This window comes from Pedobacter changchengzhani, assembly GCF_004354365.1.
Classification (GTDB): Bacteria; Bacteroidota; Bacteroidia; order Sphingobacteriales; family Sphingobacteriaceae; genus Pedobacter; species Pedobacter changchengzhani.
In genome coordinates this window covers 85,827-103,079 of sequence record NZ_SJCY01000007.1, presented here as the reverse complement: position 1 = coordinate 103,079, position 17,253 = coordinate 85,827, and the positions used below count along the sequence as shown (strand labels likewise).

Here is a 17,253-nt window from a genome sequence, read left to right as displayed (position 1 = left end):
TTTACTTCTATTTTATTGATGATCTATTTCTTTAAACTGGTAATGCCAAGGTTTAAATTTTCGTTAAAATTTTCGATTGACGTTTCTTCCAGCATTTTTGTTATTTTTTCTCTAATTATTTTAAAATCGTTGTGCAGCGGACAAGGATTTATTTCGGAGCAATAACTTAGGCCTAAACCACAGCCAGTAAATATTTTTCTACCATCAATGGCTTTAACTACATCTGCCAAAGGCCGTTTTAAGTTTGCCTCATCCATGTAAAAACCACCATTTGGCCCCTTTGCCGATTTTACAATATCTTGTTTGCTAAGGCTTTGCAGTATTTTGGCTAAAAAATGTTCTGGAGAGTCGATGCCTAACGAGATTTCTTTAATTCCAACTTTTTTTCCATCTGAAGTTCGGTGCGCGATGAAGAACACCGACCGCATTGCGTACTCACATGTTTTTGAAAAAATTCCCATTGTTGCACAAAGTTAAAACATAGTTATCAATAATAAAAGATAAAAATATCTTTTATTATTTAAGCAATTGTTTTTGGTTGATTATTTGGGTTTTAACTTATATTTTTATTGTTTATTTCTGGTTTTAAAAATTGTGACTGTTAGGAGTAATTTCTCAGATTTTTGGAGGAAAGCAATGTGATAGGCGGGTAATGAAAATTTGTTTTTCGGGAGATGAGTTAAGAGTACTTTTACAAAAGTTTGTTAATTACCAAACTGCATATCTAAATCTTCCATCTTCGGCATCAATTGATAATAACAGTAAATAGATTAAGAGTAAATACCACAGAGAAATTAGAATAACTGCTTTGCTTTTTCCAAGCCGGTGAAATAAAAAATTATACATAGATTTTAGTTTTTGATGAAAAACAAAATTTTATAAGTTTCCAATGCATTACTTAAAGTCTCTTCTCTGATGATTACAAAACTGAGCATAACGAAATTTAGAGTTATAAAAATTCCAATTCCCGCTTGAATTTTAGGAAAATGGTTTAATTTTTTTTGAAAATTGGTTCCTTCGTATTGATGCCAAATATTGATTGCTATGGCATGTAAAATTCCCCAAATAATATATCGAATTGAAATTTCGTGCCAAAGACCTAAAATTAACATGGTGATAATGACACTTACTTTACCATTTCGGGTTATGCTTAAGAACGGATAAAAAATATAGTCTCGGCACCATTCTGAAAGGGAAATATGCCATCGTTTCCAAAAATCTGCAATATTTTTAGCTAAAAATGGATAGTTGAAATTTTCAATAATGTTAAACCCAAATAACAAAGACAAACCAATAGCAACATCAGAATAACCGGCAAATTGGACGTACGAATTTGCAGCGAATTTAAACATTTGAAGATATTGCGCAAACCATAAATGATCATGAACTAAAGAGTTTGAAAAACTATCTAACTTTATGCTTAATAAATAATTACCTATCAACGAGATTTTCACGAATCCATACAATATTCGTTCAAGTCCGCTCGAAAATAACGTACTGTTCCATCTTCGTTTCTGTAAATCTTTAAGAAAAGGCTGGAAACGATTAATTGGTCCTACAAAAAATGTAGGCAAGAAGAATAAATAGCTCAAATAATCTATAAAATGATGTTTTGGAAGTTTCTTTTTATAGCTTTCTATTGCGTAATGGATTTGACGGAACGAATAATAAGATAACCCAAAAGGTAAAATCCTATTTCCTAAAAGTTTAAAATGATGACCATATTCTAATTTAAAGAACAAAAAAATTGATGCTAATGAAACAATTATTGTTAATACAACTGTTGTAGAAGTAGGGTATCGCTTTAAAACAAAATAACTGCAAATACTTGTTGTTGATAAAATTACCAATGAAACAGGAGAAATTAACCCAATAAAAACTGCTGTAGCAACAATGATTGCCGCAACTTGCCCTTTACCTGGAAGTAACCAAGCTAAAAAAAGTATTGGAATACTTAAACTGATTATGTTGACCAATAATTCCATTACTTAATCTCTTTAATAATTTTTTCTTTAAGCCAATTTGTATATATCCTGCGGCCTTTTTCATTCATGTGTCCGCCATCTTTGAAATCTTTATAATATAACGGTTGCCCTGTGTATGGCCAATAATCCATATCGAATTTTCGTTTGTAGAGGTTCAAAATTCCTTTCAATTCTGTACTAAATTCTTTTGTGTAAATTTCATCTTCTACTTTTTTAGGTCTTGGTAGGTCGAGAATTACCACTTTTATACCAGCATTTCGAAGTTCTTTTAAATCATTAAAGGCAAATTCGATATCACTAATTTTCTTAGCTGTTCTAATTGCTGGTGTATAATTAATCGTATCATAACTTTTTGAAAAGACATCCGATTTTAAGTTGAATTTGTTATATTTTTTTTTGTAAATATTTAAGTAATTTAAAATGGAGTAGATTCTTAATTTGTTATGATAAGAGTAATCCGTTAAATTGCTAAGTAAATAATTAAATTCATCTTTTTTGAATATATCGACTGCAACCAATTCTGATTGAATGCAAATTAAATCTGGGTGAATTTCCTTCAGGATTTTAAGCAGTTTATCTTTTTTAACAAATTCAACATAAGGGTTTCCAATTTTCCATATTTTTGTGAGTTTAATTAAATGATTCGTTTTTGTAGATAGCGAAACAGTATTTTGACCTCTGACTCCTATTCCATAACTAACTAAAGATGAACCGATTACAGCTATTTTTTTTGATTCTATTGTAGAGTCAGGTTGTTTTAAATCATTTATTGATTCATATATTTCATTATTTGGTAATATCAAAGACTGGCTACCTATTTTTTTACCGAAAAAAGAAACGATAGACTGAATCCCAATAAAAATAAAAATAATATATACCCAAATTTTCAATGGGGTTTCAATTTTTCTCATTGATTACTTTGAATTTATCTTTTTTAGCAATACTCTCTTTGCTTCAGCTAAACTATTTATAGTTATCATCTCGGCTGTGGAAAATGTTACATTGAATCTTTTTTCCAAATCGGTTATAAAAACAAGGTGTCCCATAGAGTCCCAACCTTCTAAAGTATTTGAATTATCTGAAATCAAAATCTCTGTAATACTTACACCAAATGATTCTGAAGCAACTTTTATTATAGTTTCATCAAAAGAATTAATATGGCTGTCTGAATTTTCTTGTTTTTGATCGTTGATCAAGTCTTTAACTTCGTTGATTTGTATTTTCCCTGAAAGTCCTTTTGGCAGCTCTTCAAAAATGAAAAAATCTTTAGGAATTTGATTTTGTTCTAATAAAGGTCTTAAAAAACTTATTAATGTTAATTTATCCAGTGCACTAGTGGGCTTAACCACATAGGCACAAACTAATTTTTCGCCAAAAGTTTCATCATCAATACCAACACAAATACTTTCTAAAATATCAGGATGTGTGTTTACCATTTCGGTAACTTGTTCTGGATAAATATTTACACCTCCTGAATTAACCGTATTTTTGCTTCTTCCTGTAATGTTATAAAAACCTTCCTCATCTTTAAATGCAATATCTCCGGTGTTTAGCCAACTGTTTTTAAGTACTTTTTCGGTTGCTTCTAAGTCGTTAAAATAACCAGCAAACAAATGTTTCCCTTTTAAATGCAAATTGCCTAGTTCATTAATACATGCTTCATTGCCATCTTCTTTAATTATCTTTGCTTCACAATCAACAGGTATCCCTTCAGTGCCTAACTTTCTAGTTTCTTTAGTAATTCCAGCAAACATAGAGCCTGCAACGGTCTCTGTTAATCCATAAACATTTAAAATTTTGGTGTTAAATTTCGCTTCAAAATCAAACCAAAGCTTGCGTTCTAATTTTGAAGCACAGGATATTATAAATTTAAAATCATCTGTTTGAAAACTATCTTCATAACCTTCAGAAAATTTATCCATGAAGGACAGCAGTGTAGGAACGGCTACAAAATGAGAAATTCTATATTTATAAATACTATTGAAAAGCATATCAATTTTTGATAAATCGAAACTAAACGGGCGTATCCAACTTGCTTTATTGTAAGCAGTTAATAGCGGACCTTGTATGCAACCATCGGCGTGGTATAGCATTAATATATTGAGCAATCTACTATCTTTGTTCAAGCCATAAACTTTAGTCAGTGTATTTAAGTGAACAAAAAGATTTTCGTGCGTTATCATTACGCCCTTCGGTTCAGAAGTGGTACCAGACGTAAATATGATATAGGCCAGGTCCGTATTATTTACAGGCTTTAAATCCTTTAAATTATTATTTATTGTCTCAATTATTGCTGGAAAATTAGCTTCTTCTATTTCGGGAGAATCCTTTTTATTCCCCAATAATTTTTTAAAGAGCGATCCCTTTTTTTGCTTTGATTTTTTAATTTTTAATTGATAAAGAGGAGATTTTTGATTGTTATGTCTTTCCGAGAACAACTCTTCATCCATTATTAATCCTTTAGGTTCCGCCTTAAGAATAATAGCCATACCTCTTTGCACAGGTACATCTGGATCTAAAAAAACTGTAACTAAACCATAGCGTAAAAAGGCTAAGAAAAATAGAGAAGTATAATAATCATCTTTGGTTGATAGTATAATTCTGTCTCCTTTTATTAAGCCATTTTTTTCAAACAGAACAAACAATTTATTAATATCTGCCGTTAATTCTCCATAACTGATTTTTTTGCCATCAATTTCGCTGAAGATGCGCTTTGAAAGCGAATTATTGGATAATTCATCTAAAAGATGATTTATGTTATTTGAGTCCATTAATTAGTTGTTTTTTTGATAATTTACCATTCTCGGTATAAGGAAGTTCTGATAAAAACTGTATTTGACTTGGGATATTTTTTTTGCCTAAATTTTTCAAAATTAGAGCGCTAATTTCATTTTTTAACGCTGAAGTAGTTAATAAAAAATCCTTTTTTAACACTAGGAATGCAGCAATTTTTTCAGAATCATCCCTAATATACGAACATACAAAAGCATCTGATATAAATTCTATTTTGCTAATAAATCGTTGTATTTCATCAAGATAAATAAACTCTTCTCTAGCTGTTTTTATCACTTCTTCTTTTCTTCCCAAAAGTTGAAGGTTACCGTTTTCCGTGTACTTCGCAATATCTTTTGAGTAAAACCAATTGTTTTTAATGGTGTTTTGGGTTAGTTCTTGCTGTTTGTAATAACCGAGCATTAGGTTCTCACTAAAAATTCTTAACTCTCCTTGTTCTCCTTTTTTAACTAAGCTTCCGAAATCATCTACAATTTGTGCAATACATCCAACAGGTTTTCCAATTGTTTCTTCTTCTAAATAATTATCTGTTGCGCGTTGAGAAATACAAATTCCGGTAGTCTCAGTTAACCCATAGTAGTTCAATATTGACAAATTGTAGGCTTCTTTGATGTCATTTCGGAGCGAGTTTGTTAAATTGTTTCCTGTACACATTAAACGCTTAATACTGTCTAAATTTCCCCTAATTTTATCTTTATATTTTACCAATTGTCTAAGAAAAGCAGGATTACTACCCAGAATTGTAGCTTTGCTTTCATCAATAGAATCCGTAGTAGCAAACAAATTATTGGTATTGTTTTCTTTAGGGATAATTATGCTAGCACCTATATGAAGAGGAGCTATAGCTGCATTTCTTAAACCACTCATGCTTTCTAATCCTCCAAGAACAAAAAAGCGGTCTTCAATTTTCCAATGAAAAGTATCCGTTATTAATTGTCCACTTCTAAACAAATTACCGTGGGATAGGCAAACTCCTTTTGGTATTCCGGTGGAGCCAGATGTAAATAATAAAACTGCAATATCCTCGGTTAGTATAGTCTTTGTTTGAAAAGAATCTGTATTTAATCGATCAAAATTCAACCAATCAGAAAAATATTTTTCATCAAATTCTTGTTCTTCTGCGTCAAAGAGAATCGTTTTAATATTTTTAATAATTGATTTGTTTTCTTGGAAATAAGATTGGCTACTGAAAAAGATCTTTGCTTCAGTAAGTTCAATAATATATGTTACATTATCTGCTGGTAAATGTGTTCCTATGGGAACAATAATTATTCCCATACGTAGGCAGGCCCATGTTAAAAGAACGGATTCAGTGTTTATTCTACTGCAAATTATAATTTTATCACCAGGTTTTAAATCGCTATTATTGAGCGCTGTGATGATATTGTTTGTGATTTCGTTACAGTCCTCATAGGTAAATTCACTTTCATCTTGTAAAGAGATTATGGCCGTTCTTTTGGAAAAATTTGCTAATGCTTTTTGCCATAAATCTTGAATATTTTGTTCGCATTTTGGAATTAAATATTCTTGAGACATAATATGATATTGCAAGCGAATACCGTTATATGAAATAGGAAGCACTTGCAACAATCCTAAATTTTCTAGCTTTTCTAATTCAGACAAGAGACTGTTTTGCGATACATTTAACTTACTGCAAATCTCATTTATTGTGTATCCAAGCTTTGATAGATAGATGGTTTTAGTCGCTAAATCAGATAATTGATAATTATCAAGTAGTTTAATTCGTTCAACATAGATAGGATGTCTTTCAAACAAATGTCCAACTGCACCTTCGAATTGATTATAATCTATTGTAACTGTTTGCTGATTTAAATCAATATTAAGCAATAGATTTACTAGAATTCTTGCTTCCCCAACATTTCTAACATCGTTTATGGAGAAAGAAGACAGCGCTTGGTTAGACCATGATTTAGGTAATAGTGCTACCAATGCATTATAATCTAAAGTGCTTGGTTCTGACTTTAAAACAAATTCAGTTGATTTATTAATGTCATTCTCTACAAACAAATTTGGTTCTGAAAAAACATAACCGTCCCAGTTCGAAACCTTTGATAACCGACTAAAAACAGCCTCGTAATCGCTACCATGAATTTGTTTACAACCTCTTTCGAAAAAAGGCTCAGGTTCAGCGTTTGATAAATGCACATGTGGAAATAAAATGGCTCCGTTATCGCTAACTACTCTCGTTAATTCTTCTAATAATAAGGACTGATCAAAACGATGAAAAGCATCAATGCCAATAGAAAATGCAATACTATTATCTTTAAAAGGCAACGGAGCATTCAAATCACAGAAAATAATATTTAGGTTTTTAATGTCTTTCATCCAATAATGAAATCCCTTATAGCCTAATATATCCTTATTGCCTTCCCATGTGGTTACAATTTGTTGTTCAGGAAATATGCCTAAAAGAAGTGTGGTTAGCCAACCGCTTCTATCCCATAAGTTTAAAATAACATCATCTTTTTTAACATCACCCTGAAGCTTTTTTAAAAAAGGATATACCGCTTTTATGGCCTCATTAAACGGATGAAAACATGCATAAATATCGTGATTTGGGCGACGTATTTTTTGTTTTAAAAAAAGCTCATACTGATTTTTATTTTCTAAAATAGTTGTTATTGCATTTTTCTTCGCTTCTATTTCCCGATCTAAGAGTAAGTCTTTTTCATTAAAAAAATAAAGGTTATCAATAGTAGGTACTAAACGAATTGAATTCGTTTTTAAATAATCATTGTAGTTCTTCTTCATCAAGATTTTATTAACTTCAAATTTGTTATGAAATCAATAAGAAATCAAAGATAATATCCTTTTAGTTAAAGATTGCAAACCTTCGCCACTTTTTAAGTTTTCTTTTATTCCAATCGAGATGAATTTTTCTAATTTTTCCTGATAGTTAAAAAAAATAATGCGATTGGGAAGTTGATTTAAGTTTTTATTTCCTAAATGCTAAGATTGAAAATTATTTTATTTTATTTTTTAAAAGTTTATACATTGTGGGAATAAATTAATGACTGTGCTCAATTGCAACTATGAAAAGAATAATTTTAACATTTACATTAGGAGTACTAGTTTTAACTGCAAACGGACAAACGAGGGAACAATTAACTGAGCAAGCGAAAATATATTCAGCATCAGGAGATAATGTTAACGGTGAAAAGGTGTTAAAGCTAATTATAGGTTTGGATTCGAATTACGTAAGCAATTATTGGTATTGGTCTAATTTAGGGGTTTTTCAAATAAATTTAGGAAAACAACCGGAAGCATTAAATTCTTTTAATACAGCAATAAAACTAAATCCAAAATTTGTATTGGCCTACACAAATAGGGCAAAATTATATAGGAGTTTGAACGAAAGAGAAAAAGCCTTAAAGGATTATAATACCGCACTTGAAATAGATCCTTATAATCAACCTGCGCTGAATGATTTAGGTTTAATGTGCGTAAACTCAAAGGATTTTGCAACTGCAAGGTCGTACTTTGAAAAGTTGCTTTCAAGATTTCCAGATGATTACTTAGTTGCTTCTAACCTAGCGAACGTAAAGAAATCACAAGGTGACTATTTAGGCGCTTTAGCAGAATTTAGTAAATTGATTGAAGATCATCCAAATGATGCATCACTTTATAATAATAGGGCAGACTTGTTTTTGAAAACTAAAAAATATGATAAAGCAATGATAGATGTAAATAAATCGTTAGAGATATCTCCTGAATATGTTGTAGCCTTAATTACTAAAGGAGAAATTTATTACGAAAATGGAGATTTTGAAAATGCTTGTAAATATTTTAATCTTGGTCTTAGTAAAGGCTTTCAAAGAGATAGGATAGAAGGTTATTTGAGTAAATGTAAATAAAAATGCTTTTCATAACAGCGAAGGATTTTTGAAGGTCTTTAAAATCAGAAAAGTATCGAGTTTCAAAAATAGGCTATTTTATCGCTATCTAACATCGACTCTAAATTGGCTAGTTTTGTGTTAATAAAAATGTTTTTAGAAGAATTTAGGTTAACGATAAAGCCCACGTGTAAATTAAACCATTTAATTTTATGAATTAGAGTTAATTACGCAAGGTCTAACTTATAAAACATAAACCTCCAAATCTTAATTCTTTAAAACCAATACTAAAATAACACAACCCTTAATTGTACCTTAGCCACAAATACAACCACGTTAACAATGAGTGAAGAATATAAAAAGATATTAGAAGCCCAACTTTGGAATATAGCCAATACACTAAGAGGTAAAATGAATGCCGACGAGTTTCGGGATTACATTTTGGGGTTTATCTTCTATAAGTATCTGAGTGAGAAGATGGATATCTTCGCTAATGAGATATTAAAACAAGACAATATTAAGTTTAGGGATATAACGGCTAAAACCGTAGATGGCAACGAATTTATTGAAGCCATTAAAGAAGAAGCCCTGGAGAAATTAGGTTACTTTTTAAAGCCTGAAGAATTGTTTAGCGAGGTTGCTAAACGTGGAATGGGCGATAACGAAGATGATGTAGAGAAATTTGACGAAAGCAAAACCAACTTCATTCTGGAGGATCTACAAAAGATCCTAATCAATATCCAGTTGAGTACAATGGGTACGGATAGCGAGGAAGATTTTGATAACCTCTTTGAGGACATGGAATTGAACAGCTCCAAATTAGGTAAAACACCCGAAGCAAGAAATGCCATTATTGCAAAGGTGCTCACACACCTTGATAAAATTGATTTCAAGCTGGAGCATACCGAATTAGATGTTTTGGGCGATGCTTACGAGTACCTTATAGGACAGTTTGCAAGTGGTGCAGGAAAAAAAGCAGGTGAATTTTATACACCGCAAGAGGTATCTAAAATACTTGCCAAAATAGTAACCACAGGTAAAAGCAAACTCAAATCTGTTTACGACCCTACTTGTGGCTCGGGTTCTTTGTTGCTTCGCGTTGCCAAAGAGGTTGAAGACGTAAGCGACTTTTATGGACAAGAAATGAACCGTACTACCTACAATCTTGCACGAATGAATATGATTTTGCACGGTGTGCATTACCGCAAGTTTGATATTAAACAAGATGATACATTAGAGCATCCACAGCATATTGATAAGCAGTTTGAAGCCATTGTAGCGAACCCCCCATTTTCGGCTCAGTGGAGTGCAAATCCTTTATTTACAAGCGATGACCGTTTTAGTCAATATGGTAAACTTGCACCAAGTAGCAAGGCTGACTTTGCTTTTGTGCAACACATGATCTATCATTTAGCAGATAATGGAACGATGGCAATTGTATTGCCTCATGGTGCATTGTTTAGAGGTGGTGCAGAGCAACACATCCGTAGGTATTTAATAGAGAACAAAAATTTTTTAGATGCTGTAATTGGCTTGCCTGCTAATATATTTTATGGTACAAGCATTCCAACTTGCATTTTGGTGTTTAAAAAATGTAGGGAACACCCTGATGACATTTTGTTTATAGATGCAAGCGCACACTTTGATAAAGTGAAAACTCAAAATGTATTAAGAGAACAGCATATTAACTTAATTATTGATACCTACCGGAACAGAACAGAAACATTAAAGTATAGTAAAAAAGCGACCCTTGTGGAGATAGCTACAAACGATTATAACCTTAATATACCAAGGTATGTAGATACGTTTGAAGCAGAAGAAAACATAGACATTGAAGTGATTGCAAATGAAATTAAGGCACTCGATGAAAGCATCACGGCAACTGATAAAACAATAGCAGACTTTTGTGCTGAATTAAATATCTCTACACCTTTTTAAGAATGGAAAAGCAAATGAACATACCACAGTTGCGATTTCCTGAATTTGAAGGGCAGTGGGAAAAAAAAAAGTTGGGAAAGATCCTGAAAATTGGAAGTGGTAGAGATTATAAGCATTTATCTAGTGGGGACGTTCCTGTTTTTGGTACTGGGGGATTAATGACTATGGTTGACCAATATTTATATGAAGGAGAGACTGTTTGCATTGGTAGAAAAGGTACAATTGACAAACCGATGTATTTCATTGGTAAAATCTGGACTGTTGACACGTTGTTTTATACTCATTCTTTTATAGACGCAATACCTAAATTTGTATACGCTTTATTTCAAAGAGTCAACTGGAAACAGCATAATGAAGCAGGTGGAGTTCCAAGTCTATCAAAAAGTACTATTGAACAAATAGTATTAAATCTCCCAACCGTATCCGAACAAACTAAAATCGCCAGCTTCCTCACAGCGGTAGATGAAAAAATACAATCCCTAAAAAAGAAAAAAAGCCTTTTAGAAGATTATAAAAAGGGAATAAGTCAAAAACTATTTTCGCAAGAGCTGAGGTTCAAAGATGAGGAGGGAAAAGATTTTCCAGATTGGGAAGTAAAGAAGTTAGGGGAGCTGGGAGAAACCTATGGTGGCTTATCCGGTAAAACTAAGGATGATTTTGGGAAAGGAAAACCTTACGTGCAGTACAAGCAAATTTTTGACGATAGTAAGATTGATATTTCTAGGTTTGAGTTAGTAGATATTAGTGTAAAGGAGAAGCAAAATAAAGCGAAATTTGGTGATGTCTTTTTTACTGTATCCTCTGAGACGCCAAATGAAATAGGAATGAGTTCTGTGCTTTTGGATTACATTGATGAATTGTATTTGAATAGTTTTTGCTTTGGGTATAGAGCAAACTCGCTAGAGATATTAAGTCCATATTTCTCTAAATATCTTTTTAGGAGCGAGATTTTCAGAAATGAAATAATTAAGTTGGCGCAAGGAAGCACAAGATATAATATGTCGAAGCTTCAATTGATGAAAATAGCAATCAACTTACCCTATCTTCCTGAGCAGACCAAAATAGCCAACTTCCTATCAGCTGTAGACGATAAAATAAAATATACCGATGTTCAGATTAAAAAAATGGAGGTTTGGAAAAAGGGCTTGTTACAAAAAATGTTCGTGTAAATATGGCTAAGCAATCCGAACAAATAGAGAAAGATAATTTTAAAATGATTATTCAATTCAAAAAAAAATATACATTTGTACCAACAGTACCTGTGATGCTTCTCGTTAGATCAGCCCATGGGTCTTTCTTTTTAGACAATAATTTTAATAACGATAATACACCTCCCATGCCTCTCTATGAAGCACACTTGGGGGGTTTTCTCTTTTTATAGGCGTTATGAGTAAAATTTACAACAAAAAGCCACTTAGCTTTGATGATCAAATTGCTAAGCTAAAAAGTAGAGGTTTATTAATAGAAGACAATTCCAAAGCGCTATCTTATTTACATGAAATAAGTTATTACAGGCTAAGTGCCTATTTTTTGCCTTAAATTTGAAAGCAATAAGAAATAATGGCTAAGCAATCAGAACAAATATTAGAAGAGCAACTCATCATCCAGTTACAAAAACTGGGTTATAAGCATGTCGCTATAAATAGCGAAGGAGATATGTTGCTCAACCTAAAAGCTCAGTTGGAGAAACACAATCTTTCAGCATTAACCAAAACAGGCAGTGAGCAGTTTACACAAACTGAATTTGAAAGGGTTTTAAATTTACTGAGCAAGGGTTCAGTGTTTGAAAAGGGTAAAACGTTAAGACAAAAACAGCACATCGTTAGAGATAATGGAGACAACCTTTATTTTGAATTCTTAAACATTGAGCACTGGTGCCAAAATCAATATCAAGTTACCAACCAAGTCAGCCAAGAAGGAAAATATAAAAATCGTTATGATGTAACCATACTGATTAATGGTTTGCCACTGGTTCAGATAGAACTCAAACGGAGAGGTTTAGAACTTAAAGAAGCGTTCAATCAGATTAACCGCTATCACAGGCATTCCTTTGGTGCAAATTCTGCCCTGTTCCAGTACGTCCAAATCTTCATTATCAGTAATGGCGTAAACACTAAATATTACGCCAACAACAAAAACCAAAGTTTCAAGCAGACTTTCTATTGGACAGATGTAGAAAATAAAAGATTGTCTAACATCTTAAATGGTTTTACCGATTCGTTTTTAGAGCCTTGCCATTTGAGCAAAATGATATGTAAGTACATTGTGTTGAATGAAGCCTATAAAACACCGATGTTGCTTCGTCCTTATCAATTTTATGCAGTTGAAGCACTAATAGAAAGAGTTAAGAACTCCAGTAAAAACGGCTATATATGGCATACCACAGGCTCTGGTAAAACCTTAACAAGTTTTAAAGCCAGTCAAATTTTAATGGCTTTACCCCAGGTACATAAAGTTGTTTTTGTGGTAGATAGAAAAGATCTGGATTATCAAACCACTAAAGAATTCAATAGTTTTCAAGAGGGATGTATTGATGGAACTGACAATACGCAAAATTTGGTTAAGCAGTTTATAGGCACTTATGTAGATAAGAAAGGCGAAGCTAAAAACTCTAAACTTATTGTAACTACAATTCAAAAGCTAAATACAGCAATTACCAAGTTGAAGTACGAGGCTAAAATGGCTGAACTGAAAGATAAACGTATCATTTTCATTTTTGATGAATGCCACCGCAGTCAGTTTGGAGACACCCACAAACGCATCAATCAGTTTTTTAACCACGCACAGCTATTTGGTTTCACAGGGACACCAATTTTTGCAGATAATGCTTCCAAAAATGAACATGGTAAACGTACTACTAAAGATTTATTTGAAGACTGTTTACATAAATATGTAATTACCGATGCCATAAAAGATGAAAACGTATTAAAGTTTTCAGTTGAGTATGTGGGCAGATACAAGCACAAAGACGGAAGAGAAACCAATATCGATATTGAGGTAGAAGACATCGACACAAAAGAGTTGATGGAAGATGGAACCCGTTTAGAAAAGATAACAGATTACATCATTGCGCATCACAATCGCAAAACCCACAGCCGAGAATTTACGGCAATGTTCTGCATTAACAATGTAGCTACGCTGATTAAGTACGTTGATCTATTTAAAAAGAAAAAAGCTGAGGGACTGCACAACTTGAACATTGCCACCATATTTAGTTATGGCGTAAATGAAAATGATGCAGATGCAAACGGCTATCTAAATTTCGAAGAAGATTTTGACAACGTAGATTTAAACATGGTTGCAGAACCGCCTGCCGACTATAAAATAAATGTGCACAGCCGAGATAAGTTGGAAGAGTTTATAGGTGATTATAACAAGCTGTTTGGCGATAATTTTACCACAAAAGACAGCCAAAGCTTTTACAACTACTATAACGACATCTCTAAGAAGGTAAAAGACCGCAAAATTGATATTTTGTTAGTTGTAAATATGTTTTTAACAGGATTTGACAGCCCTACATTAAACACAATGTACGTTGATAAAAACCTAAAACATCACGGCTTAATACAAGCCTATAGTAGAACGAATAGGATACTAAATGAACAGAAGAGTCAAGGGAATATTGTAGCCTTTAGAAACCTTAAAAACCGCACAGACGAAGCGATAACTTTGTTTAGCAACAAGGAAGCCATTGAGGTGATCATCATGAAACCTTATGAAGATTATACTGCAAAGTTTGATGAAGCTTTTGATCACTTAATCAGTTTAACGCCAACTGTAGATAGCGTAAATGAGTTAGAAACAGAGGATGATGAACTGGCGTTTGTCCAGGCGTTTAGGGATTTAATGAGAATAAAAAATGTACTCAGTGCATTCTCTGACTTCAAGTGGGCTGATTTAGAAATGACCGAACAGCTATTTGAAGATTACAAAAGTAAATACCTTGACCTCTATGATAAAGTAAAAGGCGAACACCAAAAAGAGAAGGTTTCAATTTTAGAGGATGTTGATTTTGAACTGGAGTTAATCCACCGCGATGAAATAAATGTTGCGTACATCATTCAGCTTTTAATAAAACTAAAATCTAAAAATCAAAAAGACACTACAAAGGCAGAGCAAGAAATCTTCAACCTGTTAGGTACAGAAACAACGCTACGTAGCAAGCGAGAGCTGATTGAGAAATTCATTTCGGAGAACTTACCTGTAATCGATGATACAGACAATATTCAACCAGAGTTTGATAAGTATTGGAATCAGGAACAGCAAAAGGAATTTACCAAGCTGGTAGGGGAAGAAAATCTATCAGCAGAAAAGACAGAGAAGCTGATTGAAAACTACTTGTTTGCCGAGCGACAACCTTTGAGAGATGAAGTGTTAGAACTGATTGAAGGAGAGAAACCTAGTTTATTACAGCGTAAAAAACTAGGCGATAGGATATTAAAACGAATTATGGATTTTGTAGAAACGTTTATTAATGGAATGGCAGGATAGGTTATTAACTAAAAAAATTATTTTCACGAATTAGTCGTCACAAAAATGAGTTACACGTACACAGATATCAATGAAGATGCGGTTTATGCACTAAAAAAAGACAACCTAGGCAATTTTTATACGGAATATATTCCTATAGAGAAAGCATTGTTGAACGAGATAGATGTTGAGAGTTTTTATCAAACCTTAGATGACAAAACATATGGAGAACTTAATGCAAGAGATAGAGTTGAAAAACAACAGCAATCTATTATAGAGTTTTATTCTAAAATATCTCTTAATTATAGTTATTTATACCGAAATAGGAGTTATTGTCTATATCTAAGTAGCCAATATGGAGGTTTCTTTAATATTACAGTAAACACTCAAATAACACTTTATCAAAATCACACTAATTATAATTTCCCCATATTAGTAGAATTACCCCGAGATGCTAATGGGGCAAGCAGGGTTTATGGTGCTAAAAATTTTAAAAACTACACAGAAACTTTTTTACAGTCGTATTTTCTCCAAACGACCTATGAGAAATTTATACATGAAGCTGAAATAAAGGTTATTTCCCATAGGTTTAACGGATGGAAGAACTTTTGGTACACTCTTGATGATACTTTATCTGTGGAAATAGCGACCAATTTTGGGTTTGGTTCAGCATCATACTTTACTGTAACGCTCATTTTTAAAGGTATCAAAATAATACCTTATTCGCGACTAGTAATATACAGAAACGCTGATTTTTTGCAAATTCTACGGAATACTCGAGAGTACGCCTGTGAAAATGAAAGTTGGGCTTTGGCATTGGATTTTATCAGAGACGCTTCTAATGGCTTCCAAGAGGGCGGTAATGACGAATTTATTAAAAAATACGTGATTAATGAATGTGAAAATCTGGTAAACTCTTTAGAAAGGTGTCTATATGATAACATGATTGAAGAGTCAGATAATTTATTTGGATATTTTATCTCATTCAAACCAGAAAAGCTTCATGAGATTCACCTTGAAGGGTTTTTACAAATGGTTGTAAAAGCAGAAAAAATTTCAGGTGCCACTAACTTCATCGATAGTATTTATAGTTGGTGTGATTTTGTGCCCACGCAAGAATATATTGACCGTATCGACAATTGCTGTTTAGTGGTATATCCCGAGCTATTAGAGTGCATCGATGAAATCAATATTTTTTTAAGCCTTAAGCAAATCGAATTAGAAAACTCATGTAAAAAAAGAGACCAAATAAAGGTAGAAGTTGATGACTTGCTTGAAAAAACAAATTTTTATCAAAACACGCTACCTTCGATTAGAATAGAGATTTACAATAATTATGTAGAAGCTAAAAAACTACATACTATTAGTAATGAAGATTTAGACAACTTGGCTCTTAAAGAAATAAAGCAGAGGTATCCAAAACTTACTGGTATAGAAGAGAAATTCGAGAAGATGTTGATTAAACTTGAAGAATCTCGCGAGAAATGTGATAATTTAAATCAAAACTTATCTACTCATCAAGATTATCTGAGCAGTATGACTCTCAGTAAACAGTCAATTGAAAATTATCTCAAAATATACGGTTAGAAGTTATTTTGGCTTTTGAGCAATTATCGTTTCACTAAAGGGGGGTTAAACCCCAGTTGGTAAAACAATAAACTCTATAAATATTGGCGTAGATTGCCCGTATAGCTGTTAGTTAGCTATGAATCGAACTGTTTTAACTTTTAAAACATAAAGGTTGATCTACCTCTAAAATCTGGTAGTTAACTAATATCCAAAAAATAAACCTACCCCTTAATAGTAAGAAATAGATTGAAATCTGGATATTGAAAAGAGTGAGAGAGTAGAGTATCTATCAATCATTACACAAATTTAACCTTGTCCACCCAATACGCTTAAAGGAACTACGGCATAAACGCTCACGTAGCCCTCACACACCCTATTTATTCCGTTCCTCCTTTGCTTAATTGGTTTGAAAGGTGGATTGAGTACCATAATTAATAAATACTATGGTACAGATAGAAAACAGTTTAAAAGTATGTGAGGTACAGGTAACCTACACACCAGACTACAAAATTAGTGAGCGCCCTAAGATTAAAATAGAGTGTAAGCTCTATTTTCAAATGAGTACCTTTAAAAAATAGTAGCAGTTGCCTACTTACCTAAAAGTGAGCTTTAAAGTCTGTAAACAGTGGTTTTCGCATAAAAAA

The 17,253-nt window shown here is 32.6% G+C and carries 13 protein-coding genes; 8 read left to right on the top strand and 5 right to left on the bottom strand.

The genetic code is table 11. The features are described from left to right. Positions 1-23 precede the first annotated feature (23 nt). The 5 genes from EZJ43_RS11100 to EZJ43_RS11080 form a co-directional block, all read right to left on the bottom strand. The gene (locus EZJ43_RS11100) at positions 24-461 is read right to left on the bottom strand and encodes an RrF2 family transcriptional regulator (RefSeq protein WP_133262787.1); all 438 of its coding nucleotides are present in this window, start codon (positions 459-461) and stop codon (positions 24-26) included. A 390-nt stretch (positions 462-851) separates the two neighbouring features. After that, a complete protein-coding gene (locus EZJ43_RS11095; protein WP_133262786.1) occupies positions 852-1,985 on the bottom strand; it encodes an MBOAT family O-acyltransferase in 1,134 nt (377 codons plus the stop codon). Further along, positions 1,985-2,896 carry a hypothetical protein gene (locus EZJ43_RS11090; protein ID WP_133262785.1) on the bottom strand — a complete coding sequence of 304 codons (912 nt, stop codon included), beginning with the start codon at positions 2,894-2,896 and terminating at the stop codon, positions 1,985-1,987. Before EZJ43_RS11090 ends, EZJ43_RS11095 begins: the two co-directional genes overlap by 1 nt. A 3-nt stretch (positions 2,897-2,899) precedes the next feature. Next, entirely contained in the window at positions 2,900-4,756 is a 1,857-nt protein-coding gene (locus EZJ43_RS11085) for an AMP-binding protein (protein WP_133262784.1), read from the bottom strand. Beyond that, positions 4,743-7,550: an AMP-binding protein gene (locus tag EZJ43_RS11080; RefSeq protein WP_133262783.1), complete on the bottom strand. Its 2,808-nt coding sequence runs from the start codon at positions 7,548-7,550 to the stop codon at positions 4,743-4,745. Before EZJ43_RS11080 ends, EZJ43_RS11085 begins: the two co-directional genes overlap by 14 nt. 281 nt (positions 7,551-7,831) lie before the next feature. Here EZJ43_RS11080 and EZJ43_RS11075 point away from each other — a divergent pair, with 281 nt between their 5' ends. The 8 genes from EZJ43_RS11075 (at position 7,832) to EZJ43_RS17550 (ending at position 17,187) form a co-directional block, all read left to right on the top strand. Next, complete coding sequence (locus tag EZJ43_RS11075) at positions 7,832-8,653, top strand: tetratricopeptide repeat protein (RefSeq protein ID WP_133262782.1); 822 nt, start codon at positions 7,832-7,834, stop codon at positions 8,651-8,653. Between the two features lie 321 nt (positions 8,654-8,974). After that, positions 8,975-10,570: a type I restriction-modification system subunit M gene (locus tag EZJ43_RS11070; protein WP_133262781.1), complete on the top strand. Its 1,596-nt coding sequence runs from the start codon at positions 8,975-8,977 to the stop codon at positions 10,568-10,570. A gap of 2 nt (positions 10,571-10,572) precedes the next feature. After that, positions 10,573-11,739 carry a restriction endonuclease subunit S gene (locus EZJ43_RS11065; RefSeq protein WP_133262780.1) on the top strand — a complete coding sequence of 389 codons (1,167 nt, stop codon included), beginning with the start codon at positions 10,573-10,575 and terminating at the stop codon, positions 11,737-11,739. Continuing rightward, positions 11,703-11,951, top strand: coding sequence for a hypothetical protein (locus EZJ43_RS11060; protein ID WP_133262779.1), 249 nt, complete (start codon positions 11,703-11,705; stop codon positions 11,949-11,951). The genes EZJ43_RS11065 and EZJ43_RS11060 overlap by 37 nt, the downstream gene beginning before the upstream one ends. A gap of 5 nt (positions 11,952-11,956) precedes the next feature. Further along, the gene (locus EZJ43_RS11055; RefSeq protein WP_207924615.1) at positions 11,957-12,109 is read left to right on the top strand and encodes a hypothetical protein; all 153 of its coding nucleotides are present in this window, start codon (positions 11,957-11,959) and stop codon (positions 12,107-12,109) included. 21 nt (positions 12,110-12,130) lie between these two features. Then, entirely contained in the window at positions 12,131-15,061 is a 2,931-nt protein-coding gene (locus EZJ43_RS11050) for a type I restriction endonuclease subunit R (protein WP_133262778.1), read from the top strand. Between the two features lie 45 nt (positions 15,062-15,106). Then, positions 15,107-16,627 (top strand): hypothetical protein, encoded by a 1,521-nt coding sequence (locus tag EZJ43_RS11045; RefSeq protein ID WP_133262777.1) that lies wholly within the window; start codon positions 15,107-15,109, stop codon positions 16,625-16,627. Positions 16,628-17,052: 425 nt separating this feature from the next. After that, complete coding sequence (locus EZJ43_RS17550) at positions 17,053-17,187, top strand: hypothetical protein (protein ID WP_262708861.1); 135 nt, start codon at positions 17,053-17,055, stop codon at positions 17,185-17,187. Positions 17,188-17,253 lie beyond the last annotated feature (66 nt).